Genomic DNA, 3,043 nt, shown 5'->3' with positions numbered 1-3,043 from the left:
CCCCCCCCCCCCCCCCCCCCCCCCCCCCCCCCCCCCCCCCCCCCCCCCCCCCCCCCCCCCCACGGGGCCGACATGGTCATGCCAGGGAGCGGGTGAAGCCTCTCCCAGCCAGGCCCGCGAACGGGGTTTGGCCGTGGACCATGTGACGGCGTGGGATCGCTGCCCCAATGGGCGGCCTCGGCCGCGGCGGGGTCAGCAGCCCAGGCTTGGTGTCCTGCTGGGGTCCGAAACGGCCATGCGTCGGCCGATCCGTCGGATCGACCTGCGTAGGTGATTGTTATCGAAGGGAGATTGGTGGGCGCTGTAGGGCTCGAACCTACGACCCGCTGATTAAGAGTCAGCTGCTCTACCAACTGAGCTAAGCGCCCGCACCGCATCGCGGCGAGGCGGGCGATTTAGATCGGCGCGCGCCGCTTGTCCACCCCACGCGTGCCGAAACCAGGTGCAAATCCGCCATGCCCGTCCCTCATGGCTTGCCGGCCCATGGCTCATCCCGCGCCGCCTCCCATTCCGTATCCCGGTGGACATGCGCGGACATCAGCAGGCCGAAGCCCACCATCGCCGTCAGCATCGCGGACCCGCCATGGCTGATCAGCGGCAGCGGCACGCCGCCCACCGGGATGGCGCCGGTGACCATGGCGATGTTGACGAAGACATACATGAAGAAGTTGGTCGCCAGTCCGGTCGCCAGCAGCCGGCCGAATTGGTGGCGGCTGCGCAGTGCCACCAGGAAGCCGAAGGCGATGACGCAGGAGAGCAGGCCGAGCACGCTCAGCGCGCCGACCAGGCCGAATTCCTCGGCCAGCATGGTGAAGATGAAGTCGGTCTGCTTTTCCGGCAGGAAGTTCAGATGCCCCTGGGTGCCCTGCAGGAACCCCTTGCCCCAGAAACCGCCCGATCCCAGCGCGATCTTCGACTGGATGATGTTGTAGCCGGCGCCCAACGGGTCGCTCTCGGGGTCGAGGAAGGTGGTGATACGGGCCCGCTGGTAGTCCCGCAGATTGTCATAGGCGATCGGCGCGGCAATCGCGGCCGCCCCCAGCACCACGGCGAATTTCCACAGCCGCACGCCGGCGGCGAAGAACACGGCACCGCCGACCATCAGCGTGATCAGCGCGGTGCCCAGATTGGGCTGCTTCAGGATCAGCGCCGCGGGCAGCAGCACGGCCAGGATCGGCGGCACCAGGAACAGCGGGTTGCCCATTTTTTCCCACGACGCCCGGTGGAACCAGGATGCCAGCGCCACCACCAGCAGGATCTTCATCAACTCCGAGGGCTGCAACTGGAAGCCGCCGAGGTCCAGCCAGCGCTGCGCGCCGCCGCCCACCTGGCCATGCAGCGCCACCGCCACCAGCAGGCCGATGCCGGCCGCATAGCCGAGCCAGGCGAAGCGGGCGATCAGCCGGATATCGACCAGCGCGATGGACAGCATCAGCACCAGGCCGAAGCCGAAGCGGATGGCGTGCCGGGCGGCATAGGGCTCCGGCGCGCCACCGCCGGCCGAATACAGCGCGACATAGCCGACACCGCCCACGGCACAGAGCAGCAGCACGAAGATCCACGGGATCTGCCACAGCTTCTCCAGCACCCCGGTGCCGCGTTCGCGCAGCAGCAGGCGCCGTTCGAATCTCATGGCCGAGCCGCCCCCGCCGGGCGCGGCGCTTCCGCCACCCGCGCGCCAAAGTTGCCGCCAGGGCCGGGGCGCAGTTGCTGGAACGCCTCGATCAGCACATCGCGCGCCAGCGGCGCGGCGGCGGCGGAGCCGGAACTGCCATGCTCGACAATGACGGAGACGGCAAAGACCGGGTTGTCATGCGGCGCGAAGGCCACGAACAGCGCATGCGGGCGCCATTCGCGCGGCACCTGGTCCACCCGGAAGCCCCGCTCGCGCTGCTCCCGCGTCACCCGCCGCACCTGGGTGGTGCCGGTCTTGCCGGACATCATGCCCAGCTCACCCGGGAGGCGCGCGGCGCGGGCGGTGCCGCCCACCTCATTCACCACCGCCCACATCGCCTCCCGCACCAGGCGCAGATCGCGTTCCGGAATGCCGAGGCTCGGCCAATCCTCCGCCCTCGTGCCGCGCACCAGACGGCCGCCGACGCTGCGGGTCAGATGCGGCTGCACGGCGCGGCCGGTGGCCAGGCGGGCGGTCATCGTCGCCAGTTGCAGCGGCGTCAGCTGGTAGAAGCCCTGGCCGATGCCATGGATCACGGTGTCGCCCAGCGCCCAGCCACGGCCCTGCGCCTGGCGCCATTCACGGGTTGGCATCAGCCCGTTGCGGATGCCCGGCAGCTCGATATCCAGCGGCACGCCGAGGCCGAAGCGCCGCCCCATGGCGGCGATCCGGTCGATGCCGAGGCGCTTGGCCATCTCATAGAAATACACGTCGCAGGATACTTTCAGCGCCTGCCGCATATCCACCGCGCCATGCCCGCTGCGGTTCCAGCAATGGAAGCGCGAGTCGCCGAGGTCCATATGCCCCGGGCAGAACACACGTTCCCCCGGCGTCACCACCCGTGCCTCCAGCGCCGCCAGCGCCACTACCATCTTGAAGGTGGAGCCCGGCGCGTACAGCCCGTTGGTTGCCTTGTTGATCAGCGGCGTCGCGCGGTTGCGCGTCCATTCCCGCCATTGCGCGTTGGAGACGCCGGAGTTGAACAGGTTGGGGTCGAAGGAGGGCTGGGTGGCCATCGCCAGCACCTCCCCGTTCCGCGCATCCATCAGCACGACGGAGGTGCCTTCCTCGATCTTGCCGCGCAAGGTCCGGGTCAGCCCGGCATCGACGGAAAGCTGGATGTCCTGGCCCTGCACACCCTCCCGCCGGTCCAGCTCGCGGATGATGCGGCCGACCGCATTCACCTCCATCTGCACCGCGCCGGCACGGCCGCGCAGCACCAGGTCGTGGTGGCGTTCGATTCCCGACCGGCCGACGCGGATGCCGGGCAGTTCCAGCAGCGGGTCGCCATCCATGTCGCTTTCCGGCGGCGGCGCGACATAGCCCACGATATGCGCCAGGTGGTCGGCTTCCGGGTAGACGCGGGTG

Annotated in this window: 2 protein-coding genes and 1 tRNA gene; all 3 read right to left on the bottom strand. The window is 69.6% G+C overall.

What is annotated here, in order from left to right; translation table 11 throughout:
- Positions 1–292: 292 nt before the first annotated feature.
- Positions 293–368: transfer RNA gene (locus tag Q8S40_RS01545), tRNA-Lys, on the bottom strand.
- 98 nt (positions 369–466) lie between these two features.
- A complete protein-coding gene (rodA, locus tag Q8S40_RS01540) occupies positions 467–1,633 on the bottom strand; it encodes a rod shape-determining protein RodA (RefSeq protein WP_304813765.1) in 1,167 nt (388 codons plus the stop codon).
- Positions 1,630–3,043: penicillin-binding protein 2 (mrdA, locus tag Q8S40_RS01535; RefSeq protein ID WP_305669027.1), on the bottom strand; the 1,414-nt coding region annotated here is incomplete at its 5' end. The genes rodA and mrdA, both read right to left, overlap by 4 nt.

Origin of the sequence: Falsiroseomonas sp. (genome assembly GCF_030695085.1) — a bacterium.
GTDB lineage: Bacteria > Pseudomonadota > Alphaproteobacteria > Acetobacterales > Acetobacteraceae > Falsiroseomonas.
This window is presented reverse-complemented; position numbering and strand designations above follow the sequence as displayed.